This window comes from Actinomyces howellii (assembly GCF_900637165.1).
Taxonomy (GTDB): domain Bacteria; phylum Actinomycetota; class Actinomycetes; order Actinomycetales; family Actinomycetaceae; genus Actinomyces; species Actinomyces howellii.
The window spans coordinates 989,938-1,005,661 of the sequence record NZ_LR134350.1 but is presented as its reverse complement, the minus strand read 5'-3'; the positions used below and the strand labels follow the sequence as shown (position 1 = coordinate 1,005,661).

The window sequence follows — 15,724 nt, the reverse complement described above, 5'->3', positions numbered from 1 at the left end:
GAGCGAACGAACTCCGGTCGCACAATGAGAAGAAAGGAACTGGCGGTATTTGTGCCGGCCGAGTCTGAGTCCTCCGACGGTGTCTGCGAGGGCCGGAGCATCGCGGCAGTCCTGGAGCGTCAGGGTGTGTAATCCTGAAAGCACACGGTGCATGCCGTCATGTGCGACGAGGTCCTGAGGGTCGCGTAACCGTGCCGGAAGGTCCGTACCGCTGTACTTGCCCTGGACCTGGGCGAGGGTCCCGGCCTCGCGCGCCGTGACTCCACAGCCAAGGATCCCGAATTGAAAGGGATTGATGACATCGCCTGTATCCGTACGAGGGTTGAGTTCGTGTATCTCTCCACGGTACTGAACTGCTGCACAAAGAAGGTTGTCGGTGACGCGATGGCCGACGGCATGCGCGCCGACCTGGTCTATGACACTATAGATGTGGTGGTACGCAAGTGCCCCCACGACAGAGGGATCGCCATATTCCACTCCAACAGGGGCAGCCAGCACACCTCCCAGCAGTTCGCCGACTAACAGAGGAAGTATGGCATACGACTGTCAACAGGTAGTACCGGGGTGTACTGGGGCAACGGGTAGGCAGAATCGTCCAACGCGGCTCATAAAAATGAGAGTATCTACACTCATAATGTACCCTACATTTAAAAACTAGTGTACAATAAGGCCTTGTGCTTGCCCGAGTACCACGAGTGGTTGCCCCGTTCGGTGCGGGCTGCGACCCTGTCGGTGCGGATCAGGGTGCCATCCAGGCACACGAAAGGCTCACCCTTGTGGCGCAGCTGGGTGATGACCTCGATCAGGTCAGGGGCCTGGGAGGAGATGACCTGGAGGGCCTCATGCAGGTACCTGTAGGCGGTGGCGATCGAGATGCCGGCGTCTCGGGCCAGGGTGCGCATGCTGGTGGCCTCGTTGAGCCAGCGCAGCACCATCACAGCCTGCACCCAGGGCGTCGCCGCCCTCTGATGAGGCCGAATGTCGTGCCAGCGGCGGTGAGCCGCCAGCCAGGCCGACACGGTTCGGGCGGTAGCGGATGGCACGTCAAGGGTGGCACGATAGGACAGCATGCGGGGACCTCGCATTCAGGGGTGCTTCTTTGGTCAGAACCCATCCTGGATGCGCTCCCCGCGTGCACCCCCACACGACACGCACCCTCCCCCAGCATCCCAACGATCAGGCCGGGTGCACGCCCCACCCCGGTGAGAAAACCTCAATATCGCCTTCTAAATTGAAGTGACGTACAATCAGACATGTCTTCACTCAATCTTAGGGTACTGCACCCCAATGAAATCGAGAGCAAGTATCTAGGCTGCATACACGCAACCTGACATCCCAATAATATGCCGTCCGAAAATACTCAGCACTCCAGTGAAAACAAGAGATGTAGCAATATCCGATACTACTAGCCAAAATAAAGCCAGCAGGAAATCTCTACTGCGCGAAAATCCCGCTCTGATGACTATCCGCCGAGCCTGGTACTCCAGCGTAACCTCGAGTTCCGGCTGCTGCGCCGCCAGCAGTCTCTGGTCATTCTGCCACTGGGCGCTCAGGCCCCGGTCGGCGCCGCTTCCGCCTCTGCCCCACCTCCACAGGGTGCTCCCGACAACCTAGCCGGTCGGGCGGTGGGTCCAGGCGGATCGCCCCGCCACTGCGCCCAGGCAGTCAGCAGCGGCATTGCCGGTCCCACCCGTGATTGATGAACCCCAGAAGGCCCATCGACCCCATCTCCATTCTTACTCATTCTTCTTGCTGGGCGGTGCCAGACCGCTTAGCGCGTCCATGCCCCCGGCCGCACCGATGCCGTAGGCTATGAGGACGTACTGGTCGTATGAACCGCCGACCGGTGCTACTAGGCCAGCTGCTCGGCCAACCCGGCCGGTGCCCGGATATTGTGCGGCGCCACGGCGGCCCGCATCGCTCTGGCCTGGTGTGTGGCATGAGAGCCAGCGTCGCCTGGCCCATGACGCCATCGACCTGCTGGTACACCGGCCTGTCCACGCCCTGCGACAAGTCCCGGGCGAAGGGCTAGGCTCCTGGTAGGTACAACTCCGGGGAAGGAACGCACCGCATGATTTCGCTACCTTATGACGAGGGCAAGCTTGTGCGCAGGATCAGCTCCACAACCTTGATAAAATCGAGCGGTCTGCGGCAAAACCGTGAGCGGCAGCCTTGTGCCAGCATCGAACGGGCTAAGGCAGGAGGTCAGGGATGGTCGTAGCGGCCGCATCCGGCCATGCTGCCGAGGGCGTAGGGCTAACCGAGTCCATCCGTGCCAGCGCACCCTCCCGCTACCCCAGCCCGGGCAAAGACAGACGTCGCGCCAGGTTAGAAGCCGGCCAGCGCTGTGGTTGCTACGGAGCGTCGTTGCCTCGACCACCTCGTGACTTCCCACCAAGCCTCACCGCGGAGCAGGCCCAGCAGTGGCGCTTCTTCGACTTGCAAGAAGACATCCTTGTCGACTACGGCCACCAGACAGCCCGGCCAACTCGATCAACCTGCCGGACATCTTCGAGTGGGCCATCGAGGGAGACAAGAACCTTCTGGTACTCACCAAGCGCAACCTCGCCTCGTACCTCGCGCAGGTACGCCGCCGCTAATACATCGAAAACACCATCTAATGCCGCATCGTGACATGAAGAAGGACGGAGAAGTGCTGAACCACTAGATCGGCATTCTCAAACGAACCTACCGCGGACGACAACACGCCTAAGTGTTGCGTTCGAGCTTCTACTGGTCACGCCTCAATGGCGACGAGTGCGATGAGCTATAATGCGTACATGGTTCATGCTTCCCGGATTCCCCAGTCTACTCCATGCGCACTCGACATTGATAGTCCAGAGCTAATCTCGGCGAACGAACTCAACGGGTGGGCAGACCTAACAGATGCTAAGGCATCGTTCCCTGAATTGGTGCGCCGACTGCTGGCTCAAACTCCCGGTATCACTAATATCGATATGCGTGCCCATGAAGGAACGGCTGCGCATGGATGGGACGGCAGGGCTACCTCAACGGGAAGCGTATATCTGCCTGCCGGTGAACTTCGATTTGAACTAGGCACTAATAAGCGAGTAGAGCCCAAGGCCAATGACGACTACCGCAAGCGTGTCGAGCAGCTAGGAAGTGACGCCTATCAGTATGTCTATGTGTTTGCAACGCCGCGAAACTGGCCTGGCGGTCAACGATGGGCAGACGGACGGCGTAAAGAACAGATATTTGCCGATGTTAGGGTTATTGATGCTCACACTTTCGAGGGATGGCTGCAAGCAACGCCAGTCGTTCATTACTGGATCTCAGAGAGACTCGGCCGCCGTCCGCAAGAGGCAGTGACACTATCGGCCTGGTGGAAACGTTTTCACGCAGAGTTGAACATCAGTGTTCCGCCCCAGTTCTTTCAAGCGCGTCGCGACGAGCAGGCGCAGCAACTTCTGGATCGACTTCAGGCCAAGGAGTCAACTAAGCCGGAGTCAATTAGCTCTACCTGCATTGAAGACATACTAGCGTTTATTTATGCCACTCTTAAAGATCAGTCTGAACTAGCTGATCGCACAGTAATTGTTGCCAGCGACTTGGCCTGGTCTAATCTTATTGAAAGCGCGACCCCGTTATTGTTGGTTCCTAAATTCAGCAATCCAGATATCGGTGGCGCTTTGAATCGAAAGCATCGCGTGCTGACGATTATCGATAATACTAAGGAGCATAGCCGAGGCGATGCAACAATCTCTCTCTCTAAAATCGGCCGTGAAGAAGCAGCAGAAACATTACGAAAGGCTAACGTCGACTTTCGCAGCGCAGAACGACTGACGGCGCTCGCCCGTCGAAGTATGCCGGCATTTCTCCGTTCGATATCGCAGAATCCAGCCATACAGAACCCTACGTGGCTTCGTGACGCAGATGCGACTGCAGTTCTGCCCTCACTGGTACTAGTCGGTGCTTGGGAGGATGGTGATGAGTGCGACGAAAAGCATGTCGAAGCTTTTATCGACGTGTCTATGAAGAAAATCCGTCGTCGACTTGTGTCGCTCAGTCAGGAAGCAGACCCGCCGTTTATTCTGTCTGGATCGGTGTGGCGACTAGCAGATCCGGTCGATGCAGCACGGTTACTGCTGCCGCTATTAGACAGCACAGATGTACAACGATGGGAATGTCTCGTACGTGACGTACTCCTCGCGCCCGATCCGTACTACGGGAAGGATATGACAGAAAAGTTGACGGCTCAGCTGAAGGGGGTGAGACCTGGTAGCAGTGGCACGCTGCGTCGCCATGTTGCGGAGGGATTGGCGCTCGTTGCGACGTCGTCAGATCAGCTCGCTCCTACAGTCAGAGGTATCGTGAAACTGATCCTCGATGAAGCATTTGCCGATACCAGTGGTAAGACCTTGGGCAGCCTAGCCTCCGCCTTTCCTATGTTGGCGGAAGCAGCACCGGAAGAATTTTTGGCAGCGCTAGCTAATGATCTTGATCAATCTGAACCGATCACAAGGATGCTATTTCAGGAGCCTGAGAAAGGCTTCTTCGGAACTTCGTCACTCTATTCGCATCTTACATATGCGTTGGAAATTCTGTGCTGGTCGCCTCACCACTACGACCGGGCAGCGATGGCATTGGCCGCTATCGCTGATATCGACCCGAATTGTCGCGTTGGTAATCGAGCGATAGGGAGCCTCGAGAAGGTTACTGCTGTAACTCTCGTCCGGAGTGCAGCGGATGTCAAGAAGAAAATAGACGTGATAAAAGCGGTCGCCGATCGCTTCCCGGACGTTGCTTGGAATCTGATACTCGACCTGCAACAATTGTCTCAATTTATTGATAGCGGAGGCGGTCCGCGCTATCGCGACTGGGAGCTGCCAGGCCGAACTATTACGAATGATGAGAGGGTGTACTATGTTGAGGCCTTTGGCGGCGTGGCGATATCGGTGGCAGGAGAGCATTCGGATAGATGGGCATCTTTAATAAAGGCAAGGGGTGGTCTTTCTGTTGAAACTCGGACGAAGATACTTGAATGTCTTGCTTGCAAGGTTGAGTCAGGCGTATGGGAATCGGAAGACCGACATGTCATCTGGGCTTCGTTGACTTGGCAGATTCAACGTCAACAGTCTCATCCTGATGCAAAATGGGCTATGAGCGTTCAGCAAATAGCGCAGATGGAGAAGATTGCTAAGTTACTCGAGTCCTTCGATGATCCTCGTCGATACTCGCATCTGTTTCAATGGGAACAACACATCGTAGTTAATAGACTGCGATACAATGACGACGGTTTCCAGGAGAGACTACACGAGGAACGTTTTGCTGCCACCAAGAACATTTCGGAAATGGGTGCTGACGCAGTTCGCGTTCTGGCTAGCGATGTCGCACGCCCCGATCTCATAGGCGCCTATCTGGCGATAACGCAGGCTTTAGACGACATCAGCGTAATTGGATGGCTAGACGATGTGTCGGAACAACTACAACAAGTCGCCAGCTCTTACGCGTGTAATAGGTTAGATAGTGGTGACTTCGCATGGTTGAAGGAAATGCTGGATAACGCTGGCCTATCGATCGCAGGGCAGAATAAACTGATTGGTTTGGTGCCGATGACTAAAACGTGGTGGACGCAGGTTGAGTCGCTTGGCGAACGTCTTGTTGCGGCGTACTGGAATAGTGATCGTCGTCGGCATGTTCCGCCGGAGGAGCAGTTAGAGGCAGTCAATCAGCTCATACACCACGATCAGCCATGGCGGGCCCTCGAGGTGTTGAATCAGATTATCTACGACGGCTCGCCGTGCGACCCAACACTTGTTAAGGGTGTTCTCAACAGTATCAGCACTGCCGCACCAAGCAACAATGTGCAGGGCTACAGTTCGGGCATTTTGGAAGCCCTGAAATGGTTGGAGTCGACGGTCCCAGACGATGTCGATCTACCTGCACTCGAGTTTCGGTTTTTCGATCTTATCGATGATCGCGAACCAGCTGACGCACTTTATTGGGCTCTTGGTAATGCTCCGAGCTGTTTCGTTCATCTGGTGAAGGCTGTTCGTTCAGCGGAAAGCAGTACGCTGACGGGGCGAAACGATGAGAGCTATACGAGCGCATATAAGAAGCTGGCTTGGAAAGTTCTATGCAACTGGTCTCGTATTCCGGGGCTTAATGACGACAAGTCGATCGACGCCGAACATCTTGCTGAATGGGTGGGCGAATGCCGAAGGCGGCTGACCGAATGTGGACGAACTAAGGTCGGCGATGATGAAATCGGAAACGTATTGTCGCGCTGCCCTGAGGGAGAAGATGGGATTTGGCCCGCCGAAGTAGTTCGCAGTCTTCTAGAGCAGCTGAAGAATCCGGATATCGAGAACGGTATCGTTCGTGGTCGTGTTAACCAACGCGGGGTTTCTGTGCGTGGGGTGTACGATGGTGGCAAGCAAGAAGGCTCCTTAGCGCAACAATACCGGACTGACGCTAATAAGTTAGAGTTAGACTGGCCACGTACTGCTAGTATATTGCGGAGGTTAGCGGAAGACTATCAATCCTGGGCCCGATACATCGATCAGCGTGACGAAGAGCGGGCTGATGAGGGCTGAACGATCGCTATCGTGACCTTCAAGGGAAGGTGGGCATCGGCGGGTGCGTGGCGGTTGTGTATTACGGCATTCATTCTGCTGCACATTTGGTGAATGACTGTCATCGAATCATAACCTTCGCTTCATCGTTTTTTCTGTTTCAAAACGGTCCTTCTGGTAGGTCTCTCGCTTTAGCTGGATTTCTGCTGATGGTGCTCGCTGGTTGAGTGGACTGCCTTGATTTAGGCGCCTGGGGCTGAGTTTGCTCGTTACGGCCCGCAGAGCGGGGCGACACTCTGCTCGGGGCCGACTTACTGTCGCGCCTCTTCGAGTACAGCCTTCGGCATGACTGAAAGAAGTCAACAGTGCAGCGGCTCTGTCATTTTATCCACAACGAGGCGCCCACGTTACGCTGCTCACGCATTGAAGCCTTCAGTTTCGATCGAGACGATCTGTGGCGTATTGCTACACCAGGGCTGCTGGACGACCTGGCCTGCTCCGGTCTCCGCTGACCCCGAGTGGTGGGTCAGGGGGGATGATGAAAGCGTCGCGGGTGAACGTCTTCTGGGTAGTAACGGCTGTGACCGGTCAGCAGGGACAGTCCCGTGGCAGACCCAAGGCGTTGGCGGAGGATCCAGCGCGGTCCGACGGGAGAGGTCCCGGCAAGCACGTCCATGTCGATCGTGTGGCGGTCTTTGTCGATCGTGAGCTCGACGTTGTCGGTGAGGCGGGCTGCGGCGCGGGTGACCTCGGGCAGGGCCAGGTGCAGGGTGTACCCGTCGACGGTGGTGTCCACGCCTTGCTCGCCGGTGGTGTCCACGCCTTGCTCTCCGGTGGCTGCGGCGCTGGTGGTGGGCAGCTGGCCGTCGTCCTGGGCCGTGGGGGCCTGGCTTCGTCGGGGCTAGCGGGGTGGCGGTGATCTTGACGCGCCGGTTGGCGGCCTGGGCGCCGAGGTCGGCTGAGTCGGTGGCGAAGGCGACGTCCCCGGAGACGTCGACCGTCACCGAATCCTCGTCCTGGGTGTTGTCGGAGGAGTTGTCGGCAGCGGCGGTCAAGGACTCGATGGGGAAGGAGCCTGCCAGGGCCGGGTCGATGCTCGCCTCGGCCACGACGGCTGTGACGTCGAGATCAGCACCGGCCTCGTCGACTCGCGGCGTCCGTGTCATCGCGCGGCGTGAGGGTCACCGGGACGACCGTGTGCTCCGTGGACCGCACCGCCGGCCCCACGACCATGTCCAGCTCCAGCCCCTCATCGGAGACCTCCATCGACACACCCGCGGCCTGGACTGCGGAGGCCGAGGCCCTCGAGGAGGCAACTGTCCCAGAGGGCGCGGCACCGGCGCACACGGGGCGAGCCGGGCGGCGGCGGTGCTCGCGTCACGTGCTGTCCGTAGCCTGGACACATGCCCTCCTACCGCTCGATTCTCACCGTCACCACCCTGCTGCCCGCCCGCGACCCGCAGGACGTCGAGGCGGCCGCTCGTCACGCCGTCGAGAGCAGCACCACCCTCGAGGCCTTCCAGGTCGACGTCGTGTCCGGGCAGCCACGGGTCACCGTGCGCTTCGCGAGCACCGACGACGCCGAGGCCCGGTCGGTTCACGAGCGCGTCCTCCTCCAGGTGCGCACAGCCGCCGTCGTCCCCGCTGCTGTCCTGGCCCGGGTGGTCGGCGGCCGCAGCGTGCCACTGCGCTGAGCCCGGGAGTCGGAGGCCCGGCCGAGCCGCACGACGCGACCGTGTGCCGCATGCGGCGATCTCGAGGTGCCAGATGTCCCGATCTCGAGGTGCCAGATGTCCCGATCTCGGCGGGCAGGGGCTGGGAGGGGTCGGGGAGGGGCGGGGTGTGCGCGGATTCATGGCGCAGCGGCTACCGCGCCCATCGGCACCGTGCCCTAAGATGGCACGGATTGACGCCGTCCAGGGGCGTCCGCCGGAGTGCTCGCGCGCCCCGGCGCACCACCAGCACGTCACTTCGGAGTAGACCCCCGTGAAGAGCACTGTCGAGAGCCTCGACCCCGCGCGTATCAAGCTGACCGTCGAGGTCCCCTACGAGGAGCTCCAGCCCAGCCTCGAGGCCGCCTACAAGGAGATCGGCTCCCAGATCCAGGTCCCCGGCTTCCGGCGCGGACACGTCCCCAACCGGATCATCGACCAGCGCGTGGGGCGCGGCGTCGTCATCCAGGAGGCGGTCAACAACCAGCTCCCCGAGCTCTACCGGGAGGCCATCACCGAGTCCGGGCGCGTCCCGCTCGACCAGCCCGAGCTCGAGGTCACCGAGCTCCCCAACGTCACCGGGGCCCAGGGCGGCCAGCTCGTCTTCGACGCCGAGGTGACGGTGCGCCCCGAGTTCGACCTGCCCGACCTGTCCGCCGTCGAGCTGACGGTCGACGCCGTCGAGGTCGCCGACGAGGACGTCGAGTCCGAGCTCGACAGCCTGCGGGCGCGCTTCGGCTCCCTCAAGCCCGTCAAGCGCAAGGCCAAGACGGGTGACTTCGTCACCATCGACCTGACCGCCGTCATCGACGGCGAGGAGGTCGACTCCGCCTCCGGCATCTCCTACGAGATCGGCAAGGGCAACATGCTCAAGGGCCTGGACACCGCGCTGCGCGGGCTCAAGGCCGAGGAGTCCGCCACCTTCACGACGACCCTGGCCGGGGGCGAGCACGAGGGCGAGGAGGCCGAGGTCACCGTGACGGCGACCGCCGTCAAGCAGCGCGACCTGCCCGAGGCCGACGACGCCTTCGCCCAGGAGGCCTCCGAGTTCGACACCATCGAGGAGCTGCGCGAGGACCTGCGCACCCAGGTCGCCGCCCGCAAGACCGGCGACCAGGCGGTCGCCGCCCGCGACGCCCTCCTCGAGCACCTGCGCTCCCAGGTCGACTTCGAGGTGCCCGAGTCGCTCGTGGCCCGCGAGATCAAGCAGCACCTGAGCGCCGAGGGCAAGAACGAGGACGACCCCCACGCCGAGGAGATCCGCGAGGAGGTCGCCACCGGCGTGCGCGACCAGATCCTCCTCGACGTCCTCGCCGAGTCCCTCGAGGTCGGCGTGGGCCAGGACGAGCTCTTCGACTTCCTCATCCAGACCGCCCAGCAGTACGGCATGGAGCCCGGCCAGTTCATGCAGGGCGCCCAGCGCGCCGGGCAGATCCCGGCATTCGTCTCCGAGATCGCCCGCAACAAGTCCCTGGCCCTGGCCCTGCGCCAGGTGACCGTCAAGGACTCTGCCGGCGAGGAGGTCGACCTCACCGAGTTCATCGGCTCCGAGGAGGCTGACGCCGAGGCCCGGGCCGCCGAGGAGCAGGTCACCTCCCCGGTCGACGCCGACGCCGAGGGATCCGGTTCCTCGCCGTCCTCGGCCTCCTCGGCCTCCGCCGACTCGGCCCCGTCCGCAGCCTCCGCCGAGTGAGGCCCCGCGGCGAGGCTGCCCCTCGTCGCGAACGCGTCCAAGGGGGCGCCGCACCGTGCTGACGGTGCGGCGCCCCCTTTTTCCTGTCGTGCTCCCGGCAGGTGCGACCCTGACAGCGGCTCCGGGTCCCACGCCCCGGAGCCGAGGCGTCAGCCCCGGCCGCCCGCCTCGGCTGTCTTGGCTGTCTCGACTGTCTCGACCATGACCAGCTGCATCCGGCAGGCGGTGGCCGCGGTCAGCGCGTGGCGCTCGCCCGGTGCCAGGTAGACGACGTCGCCGGCCACGAGGCGCTCGGTGCGCTCGCCGACGGAGAAGTCCATCTCGCCCTCGAGCAGCGTGACGACGACTGCCTTGGGGGAGGCGTGCTCGGTGAGCGCCTGACCGGCGTCGAAGGTGAACAGGACGGTGCGCAGGAGGTCGTTGTTGACGACGACCCGGGAGGTCGTGGCGTCCTGGCTGACCGGAAGGGCCTCGGTCAGGCCCAGGCGGATGAGCGACTCCGAGACGGGGGTGGTGGGCATGGTGTCTCCTGTTTCTCGCTGTCGATCGGCGTGCTGCGTCGTGCCGGCATCGGGTCGGCGTCTTGTCGGCGTGCGTGGTGCGTGCCAGCCTAGCCGCCCCCGGACCCGCTGGCGGGCTCGGCAGGAACGCCTCAGGCTGCCGCGTCCGGGTCGCTGGCGCTCCCGCTGGCCTGCGTGCCGGGCTTGCGGGCCACGATCGCGACCGCGGTGAGCGTCCTGCGCTGGGCGCGGAAGACCTGGCGCATCTGGCGCACCCGTCCCGCTGCCCCTGCGGTGCGCCGCACGTTGCGGGCGAAGCGCAGCGCCCCGAGGAGGCCCTCGTCACGGACGAGGCGGCTGGGTTCGAGCAGCCGCATCGGGCTCGTCGCGGTCCACACGACCTCCAGCCCTGCCCCGGCGAGGAGCTCGGACCACTGCTGGCGGGTGAGCGGGCGCGCCCCGACCTTGATCGTGCGGGAGATCCTCCGGCGCGCCTCCTCCAGCTCCGCGGGGTCCCTGTCGGAGCGGAAGGCCAGCTCGTGGATCGCGTAGCGGCCGCCGGGGGCCAGGATCCGGGCCGCCTCGGCGATGATGGCCGCCTTGCCCTCCGGCGGCTGCATCGTGAGCATGGCCTCCCCGACGACAAGGTCGGCCTCGGCATCGGGTAGGCCCGTGGTGGCGGCGTCGGCGACGACGTAGCGAGCCTGCGGGTGCCCGGCCAGGACCGCCTCCACCTGGACGCGCCCCTCCGGGTTGGGGTCGACGCCCGCATAGGAGGTCGGTTCCACCTCGAGCAGGATCTGGGCCGTCCGCCCCACTCCGGGGCCGAACTCGACGATCCTGTCGGTGGAACTGGGCCGGGCGGCGGCCAGCATGCGCCGTGTCAGAGCGATGCCCCCGGGGCGCAGGACGCGCTTGCCGAGCATCGCCAGCAACCAGTGGCCTTGCAGCCGCTGGCTCTCGGGCCCGGTCCGGCTGCCCCGCGGCGTGGTCGGCTCCCCGTTCGTGTGGTCCTCGGTCATGTCGTCCTCCATCGCGCTCGCCTCGGCTTGCTTAGGCAAGCCTAACTTAGATTGCGCTGCGCGTTGGAAGGCGTCCGCGCGTGCTCGCTCCGGGGCCCGACAACCCTGTGCCGACAGCGAAAAGGGCGGGAGCGCGGGCATCGGCGCCGCTGCGGCCGCGTTAGCGTTGGCACGACCGAGAACGAGAGGACTGCCGTGAGCGTCATGACTTCGCCCGCCGCGCCCGTGGCGGAGGGCCCCGGGGCCGGCCTGGGCCTGACCGACTCCATCTACAACCGTCTGCTCAAGGAGCGCATCATCTGGCTGGGCTCCGAGGTGCGCGACGACAACGCCAACGCCATCTGCGCCCAGATGCTGCTGCTGGCCGCCGAGGACCCCGACCGGGACATCTACCTGTACATCAACAGCCCCGGCGGCTCGATCACCGCGGGAATGGCCATCTACGACACGATGCAGTACGTCCAGCCCGACGTCGCCACCGTGGCCACGGGGCTGGCGGCCTCCATGGGCCAGCACCTGCTGTCCGCAGGGGCCAAGGGCAAGCGCTACCTCACCCCGCACGCACGCGTGCTCATGCATCAGCCCTCGGGAGGCGCCGGAGGGTCGGCCACGGACATCCGCATCAACGCCGACCTCATCATCAAGATGAAGCAGGAGCTCGCGGAGATCACGGCGGCCAACACCGGCCACACCGTCGAGGAGATCATCGCCGACTCCGACCGGGACCACTGGTTCTCCGCCCAGGAGGCCCTCGAGTACGGCTTCGTCGACCACATCGTGCGCTCTAGCCGGGAGATCGGCCAGCAGAACGGAGAGAACTAACATGACGAGCTCTCGCCCCTACTTCGACGCCGTCGCCCGGCAGGTCGGCGCCACGGGCACCGCCCCCGCGCTGCCGAGCGCGCGCTACATCCTGCCGCAGTTCGAGGAGCGAACCGCCTACGGCTTCAAGCGCCAGGACCCCTACGCCAAGCTCTTCGAGGACCGCATCGTCTTCATGGGCGTCCAGGTCGACGACGCCAGCGCCGACGACATCATGGCCCAGCTCCTCGTCCTGGAGTCCCAGGACCCCGACGGGCTCATCACGATGTACATCAACAGCCCGGGCGGCTCCTTCACCGCGCTGACCGCCATCTACGACACGATGCAGTACATCAAGCCGCAGGTGCAGACAGTCTGCCTGGGGCAGGCCGCCTCGGCCGCCGCCGTCCTCCTGGCCGCCGGAGCGCCGGGCAAGCGGCTGGCGCTGCCCAACGCCCGCGTGCTCATCCACCAGCCCGCCATGGAGGGCATGCACGGCCAGGCCTCCGACATCGAGATCGTCGCCGACGAGATCGACCGCATGCGGGTGTGGCTGGAGGACACGATCGCCCTCCACACCGGTCGGGACCGGGAGCTGGTCCACACGGACCTGGAGCGCGACAAGATCCTCACCGCCCCCCAGGCCCTCGAGTACGGCATCGTCGACCAGGTGCTCAGCCCGCGCAAGGCGGCGCCCTCGCCCCACTCGTCCTGACCGCCCGCCCCGCGCCCGGCTCGTCCCGGGCGCGGGGCCTGTGGCGTCGGGGCGCATTCCTGCAGGGATGGCCGAGTCGTCCTGGCGGCCACGGGTGCATGCGGTGGATGACGTGAGCCGGGCCCGGGCTCAACGAGACTAGGAGGGGGTCGGCATGGAGCAGCCAGGTTCCTGTGGGCAGCAGGCCGACGGCATGCCCGCGATCGAGGTGGTCGCGGTGGTCGACTGGCTGGAGAACCACGGGGCGGTCTACGTCGTCACCGGAGGCTGGGCGGTCGACGCGCTGGTGGGGCACCGGACCCGCGACCACGGCGACCTCGACGTCATCGTTGAGGCGGGTGCATGCGAGGCGCTGCTGCGGTGGCTGAGCGGGCGAGGATACGAGGTGGTCACCGATTGGCTGCCGATCCGTGTCGAGCTCCGGCGCGGAAGCTGCGGCGTCGACGTGCATCCCATGGAGGTGGGTCCGGGTGGAGACGGCGTCCAGGCCGGCTTCGGCACCCAGGTCTTCGAGCACCGGGCCTCCAGCCGCACGCTAGGACGCATCGGCGGCCGCCAGGTCGTCGTCGCCGACGCCACGACCCTCTTGAACCTCCACGAGGGATATGAACCCCGGGCGCAGGACCTCCACGACATCGCCCTGCTGCGTCGCCTGGCCGACCGAGCCCGGTAGCCCTGTCTCGCGCGGGGGGAGGTTGTTCTGGACCTGCGGCTGAGAGCGCGGTCCGGAGCCTCGACGGCGACCGGCTGCCGCGCCAGGTGGAGGCAGCGGTCGAGTGATGGTGCCGGCCCGGAGCCAGGTGGACGACGGCCCCGGCGACGAGCCGCTCGGTGCGCGGCTTGACCGAACGGTAAGGTGTTACCGACGGCATAGGCAATTGTGTTGCGAACCGCCTCCCACACCAGCACAGAGCGCCTGTTTACCCGTAGGCTTGGCGGAACGGCCACCAGGGGATGGCGCCCGCACCCATCTCGTCCACATGGCCGGAACCGATCGACTGAGGGGGACCCCGGTGGCACGAAGCGCAGAGAGCGTCGATCTTCTCAAGTGCTCCTTCTGCGGCAAGAGCCAGAAGCAGGTCAAGAAGCTCATCGCAGGACCAGGGGTGTACATCTGCGACGAGTGCATCGAGCTGTGCAACGAGATCGTCGACGAGGAGCTGAGCGACTCCGGGGCGGGTGTGCCCCTCGAGCTGCCCAAGCCCCAGGAGATCTTCGACTTCCTCAACCAGTACGTCATCGGCCAGGAGCGCGCCAAGCGCGCGATGAGCGTGGCCGTCTACAACCACTACAAGCGCGTGCAGGTGCGCGAGCGCTCGGTCGCCGAGGGCGACGGCCTCGAGCTCGGCAAGTCCAACATCCTCCTGCTTGGGCCCACCGGAACCGGCAAGACCCATCTCGCCCGGACCCTGGCCAAGCTTCTCGACGTCCCCTTCGCCATCGTCGACGCCACCGCCCTGACCGAGGCGGGCTACGTCGGTGAGGACGTGGAGAACATCCTCCTCAAGCTCATCCAGGCCGCCGACGGCGACGTCAAGCGCGCCGAGAAGGGCATCATCTACATCGACGAGATCGACAAGATCGGACGCAAGGCGGAGAACCCGTCGATCACCCGGGACGTCTCGGGTGAGGGCGTCCAGCAGGCCCTGCTCAAGATCATCGAGGGCACGACCGCCTCCGTCCCGCCGGGAGGGGGGCGCAAGCACCCGCACCAGGACTTCCTCGAGATCGACACGACCAACATCCTGTTCATCGCGGCGGGCGCCTTCGCCGGCATCGAGGAGATCGTGCGCCAGCGTCAGCGCAAGGAGGTCGGCGCCCAGCTCGTCGGGTTCGGCGCCACCCTGGCCAAGGACCAGGCCCGGGACGTCTTCGCCTCCCCGGTGCGCCCCGAGGACCTCCACAAGTTCGGTCTCATCCCCGAGTTCATCGGGCGGCTGCCGGTGATCGCCACCGTCCAGGACCTCGGCGTCCCCGAGCTCGTCAGGGTCATGACCGAGCCGAAGAACGCCCTGGTCTCCCAGTACCAGTACCTCTTCAGCCTCGACGGCGTCGAGCTCGAGCTCACCCCCGAGGCCATCGAGGCGGTGGCCTCCCTGGCCCTGGAGCGCAAGACCGGGGCCCGCGGGCTGACGAGCATCGTCGAGGAGGTCCTGGGCCAGGCCATGTTCGAGGTGCCCTCGATGCCCGAGGTCGGGAGGGTCGTCGTCGACGCCGACGCCGTACAGGGCTCGGGTCGCCCCCGCTACGAGTCCGGCTCGGGCTCCTTGAGCGCGACCTCGAAGAAGGTCGGCGGCGAGCACGGGGAGAGGACCCGCACCGCATGACGCCGGTGCGCCCCGGACCCTGGACGCCGGAGCACGAGCAGCCCGGCGTCCCGCCGCAGCTGGCCTCCTACCGTGCGACGATCGACAACCTCGACGCCGCCCTCATCCACCTCCTGGCCGAACGCTTCCGCTGCACCCAGCAGGTCGGGGTGCTCAAGGCGCAGATGGACCTGCCCGCCTCCGACCCCGCGCGTGAGGAGCGCCAGATCGCCCGGCTGCGCGCCCTGGCGGCCGACTCCGGCCTCGACCCCGTCTTCGCCGAGAAGTTCTTCAGCTTCATCGTCGCCGAGGTCATCCACCACCACGAGGCCATCAAGGACGGACTGACGTCCTGACGGGCGCACGCCCCCGCCAGGACGCGGGCGCACACCCTCCTCACTGGGAAGCGGGACAGTGCCCCTCTCCGACCCACCGTGCC

At 64.1% G+C, this 15,724-nt stretch carries 12 protein-coding genes; 8 read left to right on the top strand and 4 right to left on the bottom strand.

All coding sequences use genetic code 11. The features are described 5' to 3' along the window. Nucleotides 1-647 precede the first annotated feature (647 nt). Nucleotides 648-1,070 (bottom strand): hypothetical protein, encoded by a 423-nt coding sequence (locus EL245_RS04230; protein ID WP_126382005.1) that lies wholly within the window; start codon nt 1,068-1,070, stop codon nt 648-650. Nucleotides 1,071-2,780: 1,710 nt separating this feature from the next. On the opposite strand from EL245_RS04230, the gene EL245_RS04225 reads away from it, so the two are divergent. Beyond that, nucleotides 2,781-6,557 carry a hypothetical protein gene (locus EL245_RS04225; RefSeq protein ID WP_126382004.1) on the top strand — a complete coding sequence of 1,259 codons (3,777 nt, stop codon included), beginning with the start codon at nt 2,781-2,783 and terminating at the stop codon, nt 6,555-6,557. Nucleotides 6,558-7,062: 505 nt separating this feature from the next. Here the strand turns inward: EL245_RS04225 and EL245_RS04220 are convergent. Next, nucleotides 7,063-7,356: a hypothetical protein gene (locus EL245_RS04220; RefSeq protein ID WP_126382003.1), complete on the bottom strand. Its 294-nt coding sequence runs from the start codon at nt 7,354-7,356 to the stop codon at nt 7,063-7,065. 583 nt (nt 7,357-7,939) lie between these two features. Here EL245_RS04220 and EL245_RS04215 point away from each other — a divergent pair. Both EL245_RS04215 and tig read left to right on the top strand, forming a co-directional pair. Continuing rightward, a complete protein-coding gene (locus EL245_RS04215; RefSeq protein ID WP_126382002.1) occupies nt 7,940-8,230 on the top strand; it encodes an FMN-dependent dehydrogenase in 291 nt (96 codons plus the stop codon). A gap of 292 nt (nt 8,231-8,522) precedes the next feature. Beyond that, the gene (gene tig / locus EL245_RS04210) at nt 8,523-9,941 is read left to right on the top strand and encodes a trigger factor (protein ID WP_126382001.1); all 1,419 of its coding nucleotides are present in this window, start codon (nt 8,523-8,525) and stop codon (nt 9,939-9,941) included. A gap of 149 nt (nt 9,942-10,090) precedes the next feature. Here tig and EL245_RS04205 read toward each other — a convergent pair whose 3' ends face one another. Further along, nucleotides 10,091-10,462, bottom strand: coding sequence for a cupin domain-containing protein (locus EL245_RS04205; protein ID WP_126382000.1), 372 nt, complete (start codon nt 10,460-10,462; stop codon nt 10,091-10,093). 131 nt (nt 10,463-10,593) lie between these two features. Next, entirely contained in the window at nt 10,594-11,463 is an 870-nt protein-coding gene (locus EL245_RS04200) for a methyltransferase domain-containing protein (protein WP_126381999.1), read from the bottom strand. A 204-nt stretch (nt 11,464-11,667) separates the two neighbouring features. On the opposite strand from EL245_RS04200, the gene EL245_RS04195 reads away from it, so the two are divergent. The 5 genes from EL245_RS04195 to EL245_RS04175 all read left to right on the top strand — a co-directional run bounded on the left by EL245_RS04195 (nt 11,668) and on the right by EL245_RS04175 (nt 15,641). Then, entirely contained in the window at nt 11,668-12,285 is a 618-nt protein-coding gene (locus EL245_RS04195) for an ATP-dependent Clp protease proteolytic subunit (RefSeq protein WP_126384017.1), read from the top strand. 1 nt (nt 12,286) lies between these two features. Further along, nucleotides 12,287-12,979 carry an ATP-dependent Clp protease proteolytic subunit gene (locus EL245_RS04190; protein WP_126381998.1) on the top strand — a complete coding sequence of 231 codons (693 nt, stop codon included), beginning with the start codon at nt 12,287-12,289 and terminating at the stop codon, nt 12,977-12,979. A 154-nt stretch (nt 12,980-13,133) separates the two neighbouring features. Beyond that, nucleotides 13,134-13,652, top strand: coding sequence for a nucleotidyltransferase domain-containing protein (locus tag EL245_RS04185; RefSeq protein WP_126381997.1), 519 nt, complete (start codon nt 13,134-13,136; stop codon nt 13,650-13,652). A 340-nt stretch (nt 13,653-13,992) separates the two neighbouring features. Further along, nucleotides 13,993-15,306, top strand: coding sequence for an ATP-dependent Clp protease ATP-binding subunit ClpX (clpX, locus tag EL245_RS04180; protein WP_126381996.1), 1,314 nt, complete (start codon nt 13,993-13,995; stop codon nt 15,304-15,306). Further along, on the top strand, nt 15,303-15,641 hold the full coding sequence (locus EL245_RS04175) for a chorismate mutase (RefSeq protein WP_126381995.1): 339 nt from the start codon (nt 15,303-15,305) through the stop codon (nt 15,639-15,641). Before clpX ends, EL245_RS04175 begins: the two co-directional genes overlap by 4 nt. Nucleotides 15,642-15,724 lie beyond the last annotated feature (83 nt).

Coding starts and splice junctions, on each gene's coding strand:
- EL245_RS04230 (WP_126382005.1), bottom strand. CDS start 1,070: ATGCTGTCCTATCGTGCCACCCTTGACGTGCCATCCGCTACCGCCCGA.
- EL245_RS04225 (WP_126382004.1), top strand. CDS start 2,781: ATGGTTCATGCTTCCCGGATTCCCCAGTCTACTCCATGCGCACTCGAC.
- EL245_RS04215 (WP_126382002.1), top strand. CDS start 7,940: ATGCCCTCCTACCGCTCGATTCTCACCGTCACCACCCTGCTGCCCGCC.
- EL245_RS04205 (WP_126382000.1), bottom strand. CDS start 10,462: ATGCCCACCACCCCCGTCTCGGAGTCGCTCATCCGCCTGGGCCTGACC.
- EL245_RS04200 (WP_126381999.1), bottom strand. CDS start 11,463: ATGACCGAGGACCACACGAACGGGGAGCCGACCACGCCGCGGGGCAGC.
- EL245_RS04195 (WP_126384017.1), top strand. CDS start 11,668: ATGACTTCGCCCGCCGCGCCCGTGGCGGAGGGCCCCGGGGCCGGCCTG.
- EL245_RS04190 (WP_126381998.1), top strand. CDS start 12,287: ATGACGAGCTCTCGCCCCTACTTCGACGCCGTCGCCCGGCAGGTCGGC.
- EL245_RS04185 (WP_126381997.1), top strand. CDS start 13,134: ATGGAGCAGCCAGGTTCCTGTGGGCAGCAGGCCGACGGCATGCCCGCG.
- EL245_RS04175 (WP_126381995.1), top strand. CDS start 15,303: ATGACGCCGGTGCGCCCCGGACCCTGGACGCCGGAGCACGAGCAGCCC.